The following is a 5,778-nucleotide window of genomic DNA, read 5'->3' on the forward strand; positions in this document are numbered from 1 at the left end:
GGCCCCCCGCGCGCCCCGCGGCGCGGGGCTCCGCCCGCCCGACCCAGGGGGGGGCCGCGGCGGCCGGGGCGACCCTGTGGACCGCCGCGGACTGGTGGGCGGCAGACCCCGCGCCGGGCGCGCCGGTGGCCGAGGCCCCGGTGCCGACCGCGCGGGTCGAGCAGCAGCCGCACGCGCACGCGCCCACCGAGCGCGACATCGCGCCGGTGCGGCCCGCCGCGACGTTCGACGCCGACCCCGAGGAGGATCCCGAGGACTCCACCCGCACCTCGGTGCCGACCTCGATGATGGACGCCGTCGACGACCGGCCCGCCGAACAGCCGGGCCCGGTGGCGGGCACCAATCCGGCGCCGCGCCCCGACCCGGAGTTGCAGCGCAGGCTGGAGGCCACCGCGCGCGCGACCGCGCTGACGGTCAAGGTGCTCGGATTCAAGTGCGCCCGCGCCCATCCCAGTGATCCCCGCTCGGCGTTCTGCACGGTGTGCGGCATGCCGGTCGACCAGACCCAGGCGCTCATCGAGGTGGTCCGCCCGCCGCTCGGCATGCTGATCCTCGACGACGGCATGACCTACATGCTGGCCGCCGACGCGGTGCTCGGCCGCGACCCCGAGCACTCCGACGCCGCCCACCAGGGCCTCGTGCCGTTGAAGATCGACGACGTCTCCGGTGGCATGTCCCGCGCGCACGCCGAGATCCGGCTGGTGAACTGGGATGTCACGGTGGTCGACCGCGGCTCCACCAACGGCACCAGGGTCAGGCCGCCCGGCTACCGGGACTGGATCCGGCTGCACCCCTACCAGCCGATGACGCTGATCCACGGAGCGGAGATCATGCTCGGCAACCGGGTGCTCCGCCTGGAACCGGCCGCGCCCCCGCCCTTCGGCGGTTGAACCGCTCCGCGACGAACGCGGCGTCGCCGTGCCCGGCCGGTCAGGAATACCGGGAGGTGCAGGTGTTCTCGCCGTACAGCACGCCGGCGCGGAAGGCGTCGACCCTGGCGAATCCGCTCGGCACCGTCTTACCCTGCACGTCGCTGGCGGCCAGGCCGTCGGTGAGCAGACCGGAGACCGCCTCGTCCAGATCGCCCGCCGCCAATGAGATGTTGCCCTCGGAGCGCTGCCGGTTCGGGTCGGCCAGTTCACCGGTCACCACGCCCGCCAGGCAGGCGGCGCGCAGGCCGGTCTTGGCGCCGCTGAGCGACTGCCCGGCGGCGTGCTGCACGGCCAGGGTGTAGCGGGCGATGAACACGACGTAGCCGTTGTAGTCGCCGGAGACCTTCAGCGGCAGCGGGTCGTCCGGGTCGCTGTCGTCGGTGCCGCGCTCGGCCAGCAGCGGGATGTCGGTGGCGATGGTGTTGTCGGCCGGGCAATACGACACCGGGGCGGTGGTCACCCCGTCGGCGCAGGAGATGGTGGCGCCGGAGTAGTCGTAGGTGGGCGGCTCGTCCAATGGCAGGATCGAGGCCAGCGCCTTGCTCAGTTCGATCAGGCTGTCCTTGTCGATCGGGTACTCGCCGTCGTGGCCGCCGAGGGTCTGCGGCAGATTGCCGCGCCGCTGGTTGATCTCGTCGATGTCGATGCTCTTGCAGGCCACCGGGCCGTCGGTGAAACCGATCTGCACGGCTGTCACCCGCTCGAACGCCGAGCCGTGCACGCTGTCCGGGTCGTCGGGGTCGCTGTCGCGGATGGCGACCGTCGCGGCGAGCACCGAGTTCAGCCCGTCGGAGGTGTTGATGGTGAAGTGCGCCGACTTGTCCTCGGCGACATGGCGGATGAACGCCCCGGCGAAGCAGTCGGCCTGCTGCTCCTTGACGATCACCGGATCCTTGCCGGTGACGATCTGGGACTGGTCCTGGATGGAGTGCCCGTACTCGTGGGCGAGCACCATGACCACCGCCATCTGGCCGAATGCCTCGGTCATGGTGGGCAGCAGCACCGCGCGGTCCCAGCCGATCGACTTGTCCAGCCTGCAGTAGGCGGCGTTCACCAGGCGGTAGGTGGACTCCTTGCAGAACTCCGGCCCCGTGGACCGGCGGTCCCTGGCGCTCCAGGACACCAGCCGCTCGACCGGGACGAACTCGCCGCCGAAGGCCTTGGGGTACTCCACCCGCCAGTAGGTCTCGATGTCCTCGACGGCGTTGAGCGCCAGGGTGTCGATCTCTCCGCCGTCGCCGTTGACCGCGGTCAGGGTGGTGTCGGGGACGCCCTCGCGCGGGCCGCTCGGGCCGCTGGTGGTTGGCAGGCCTGCCACCTTGAAGGGGTCGTCGTAGACCGAGACGGCGCGGCCGTCGACCGAGCGGGTGCAGCCCGCCAGCACGGCGAATACGCAGAGTACGACGGTGAGGACGGTGGTCGCTCGGAGTCTGGCCAAGGCTCCCCCTCGTCGGCCTGTTCTGCGGTCGAAATCGTGTGCCGGATCGGGGGTGGACGAGCTTCCGGGGCCCCTCCCGATGTCCGGTCGATGGCATAGTATCCGCTGCATGTCTTCACCGGGGGCGCGCACCATCACCGTGCGCCATGATGGAACGGAACGGACGTTCGATCCGAATCAGCAGATCACTCTGGGGCGTGCCCCGGAAGTGACGCTGTTCGTCGACAGTCCGTTGGTGTCGCGAGTGCACGCGACATTGACCTGGCAGGGGAGCGGCTGGGTCCTCACCGACAACGGAAGCACGAACGGCGTTTTCGTCGACGCTCGGCGCCTGAGCGGGCCGGTCACCATCGACCGTCCCACCCAGGTTCGGCTGGGCGACGCGATCAGCGGCCCGTTGCTGCACCTGCTTCCCAGCGCGCCGCCGCGGCAGCCGCCCCCCTCGGGGCCGATGTCCCAGGGGCAGATGCCGCATCAGGGCAGGTCGGCGCCGCCGCAGCGGCCGAGCTATCAACGCCCGCCGACCCCGCCCTTCCCCCAGCACCAGCCCGGCCCCGGCTCCGGTCAGCAGCCGGTGGCCGGTTCGTACGCCGGCGGACGCCCGCAGCAGCCCGCCCCGCCCGGTCCGCACCCGGGCAGGCAGGCCCATCAGCCGCCGTCCGCGCCACAGCCTCCTGTGCCCCAGTCGTCCGGGCAGCAACCTTCGGTACCGCAATCTTCCGGGCAGCAGCCGAACGTCAACATGACCACCAAGGCCGACACCTCGGCCCTGCCGCCGCTGCGGGCGCGCAACTCCACCGCGCCGATCGCGCGGGCCGACCGGCTGCCGCCCGGCGGCCTCGCCATCGGCCGAACCAGCGACAACCAGATCGTCGTCAACGATCCGCTGGCCTCGCGCAAGCACGCGCGGCTGGTGGCGGGCCCGGAGGGCCTGACCATCGAGGACCTCGGCTCGGCCAACGGCACCTTCGTCAACGGCACCCGCCAGCAGCGCAGCGTGCTGCGCGAGGGCGATGTGGTCACCATCGGCAACATCGACTTCGCCGTGCAGCAGGGCACGCTGGTGCTGCGCCAGAAGCCGATCGCCGAACAGGGCCTGCACGTGCACGGCGTCGGCTTCACCGTCGAGAACAACAAGCAGCTGCTCGTCGACGTCAACATGCAGGCGGGCCGGGGCACGCTGACCGCGCTGATCGGCCCGTCGGGCGCGGGCAAGTCGACGCTGTCGAAGCTGATCGCGGGCAACACCCAGCCCTCGGCGGGCGTGGTCACCTTCGAGGGCCGCAATCTGCACGCCGAATACGAGGCGCTGCGCTCGCGTATCGGCATGGTGCCCCAGGACGACGTGCTGCACCGGCAGCTGACCGTCCGCCAGGCGCTGGGCTACGCCGCCGAGCTGCGGCTGCCGCCGGACACCACCAAGGCCGACCGCCAGCAGGTCATCGACGGCGTGCTGGCCGAGCTCTCGCTCACCGAGCACGCCGACACCAGGGTGGACCGGCTCTCCGGCGGCCAGCGCAAACGCGCCTCGGTCGCCCTGGAACTGCTCACCGGTCCCTCGTTGCTGATCCTCGACGAGCCCACCTCCGGTCTCGACCCGGCGCTGGACCGGCAGGTCATGGTGATGCTGCGCGAGCTGGCCGACGCGGGCCGCGTGGTCATCGTGGTCACCCACTCGGTGGCCTGCCTCGACATGTGCGACCAGGTGCTGCTGCTCGCGCCCGGCGGCAAGACGGCCTTCTGCGGTCACCCGGCCGGGGTGGGCGCGGCCATGGGCACCAGCGACTGGGCGGAGATCTTCGCCGAGGTGGCCGCCAATCCCGACCAGGCCTTCGCGGCCTATCGCTCGCGGCAGGCCTTCGCGCCGCCACCCCCGCCGCCGTCGAACTACGGCCCGGCGGGCTCGCCGCCGAAGACCAGCTCGATCAAACAGTTCTCCACCCTGGTGCGCAGACAGCTTCGGCTCATCGCCTCCGACCGGGTGTACGCGCTGACGTTGTTGTTCCTGCCGGTCGTGGTGGGCGGTGTGACCCTGACCGCCCCCGGCGATCACGGCTTCCAGCCGCCGCCGCTGGTGCAGACCTCCGAGGGCATCGGCACCATGATCTCCTCGGAAGCGCAGACGCTGCTGTCGTTCCTGGTGATCGGCGCCTGCTTCATGGGCATCTCGCTGAGTGTGCGCGACCTGGTCGGCGAGCGGACGATCTTCCTGCGGGAGCGGGCGGTCGGCCTGTCGTCCTCGTCGTACCTGATGGCCAAGATCCTGGTGTTCAGCCTGGCGGCGGTCTATCAGGTGGCGGTCATGCTCGCGATCGTGCTGCTGGGCAAGAACGCGCCGCGCGAGGGTGTGGTGATCTCCTCGGGGACGGCCGAGCTGTTCCTCGACCTGACCCTGCTCACCATCGCCAGCGTGGTGCTCGGCCTGCTCATCTCCTCGGTGGTCGAATCCAACGAGCAGATGATGGCGGTGCTCGTCCTCGCGATCATCGTGCAGCTGGTCATGATGGGCAGCTTCATCCCGGTGGCGGGCCGGATCGGCCTGGAACAGCTGTCGTGGCTGTTCCCGGCGCGCTGGGGTTTCGCCTCGGGCGCCTCGACGGTCGACCTGTCGACGCTGTTCGTCAAGGCCGAGCCCGACTCCCTGTGGCAGCACGAGACGGCGTGGTGGGCGCTGGACATCGCGGCCATGGCCGTCATCACGGTCGTGCTCGCGGTGATCGTCCGGTTCAACCTGCGCTTGAAGCGGGCGGCCGGATGAGCGGCCGCGGAGCGCCGGTCCGCGCCCGAGGCGGGGAGGGCACAGCCGTGAGAGTGGCCATGAGGCCGGTCGTAAGGGTGGCCATCGCGCGCGCGCCGCGCACGCACCAGGCACACTTGAACCTGTGACAGTGCGAGTAGGGGCAGTGCATCTCGGCTGGGATGTGGTGTCCGTGGCGGCGGGCGGAGGCGGCACCCCCATCCGTCCGGTGAAGGTGGAGGGCACCTATACACCGCCGGCGTACCTGCTGGCCGACGCCTCGGGCCGGTTGCACACCGCGGCGGCCCAGCGCGGCAGGTCCGATCTGGGCATGGCCATCGCCGACGTGCGGGACATCCTCGGTTATCCGCAGATCGTGGTGGCGGGCGCGACCTGGCCGGCCGAGCTGGTGTACCACGCCAGGATGTACCACCCGCTGGCCGCCATCGGCGCCTTCCTCCGGGCCAAGCCCGAGGTGATCGCGCTGCCGTATCCCGACGCCTGGCCCGACGAGCGGGTCGAGCTCTACGCCGAGCTGGTGGAGAAGCTCGACCTGGTGGTCGAGCCGGTTCCGGAGAGCGTGGCGCGGTCGGGCGACGTGCGGGCGCGGGGCCAGCGGGGGGCCCCCCCCCCCCCCCCCACCCCCCCGCCCAGCGCGCCCCCCGGGGGGG

At 71.6% G+C, this 5,778-nt stretch carries 3 protein-coding genes and 1 pseudogene; 3 read left to right on the forward strand and 1 reads right to left on the reverse strand.

Going from position 1 to position 5,778, the window contains the following annotated elements:
• Positions 1-890: FHA domain-containing protein (locus QH283_RS20025; RefSeq protein WP_280504518.1), on the forward strand; the 890-nt coding region annotated here is incomplete at its 5' end.
• 40 nt (positions 891-930) lie between these two features.
• Here QH283_RS20025 and QH283_RS20030 read toward each other — a convergent pair.
• Positions 931-2,370, reverse strand: a complete 1,440-nt coding sequence (locus QH283_RS20030) for a metallopeptidase (protein WP_280504519.1) — start codon at positions 2,368-2,370, stop codon at positions 931-933.
• A gap of 109 nt (positions 2,371-2,479) precedes the next feature.
• Between QH283_RS20030 and QH283_RS20035 the strand changes: the two genes are divergently transcribed.
• Both QH283_RS20035 and QH283_RS20040 read left to right on the forward strand, forming a co-directional pair.
• Complete coding sequence (locus QH283_RS20035) at positions 2,480-5,128, forward strand: FHA domain-containing protein (protein WP_280504520.1); 2,649 nt, start codon at positions 2,480-2,482, stop codon at positions 5,126-5,128.
• A gap of 124 nt (positions 5,129-5,252) precedes the next feature.
• Positions 5,253-5,778: pseudogene (locus QH283_RS20040) on the forward strand (hypothetical protein); the annotation flags it as partial.

This window comes from Nocardia farcinica (genome assembly GCF_029867845.1).
Taxonomy (GTDB): Bacteria; Actinomycetota; Actinomycetes; order Mycobacteriales; family Mycobacteriaceae; genus Nocardia; species Nocardia farcinica_A.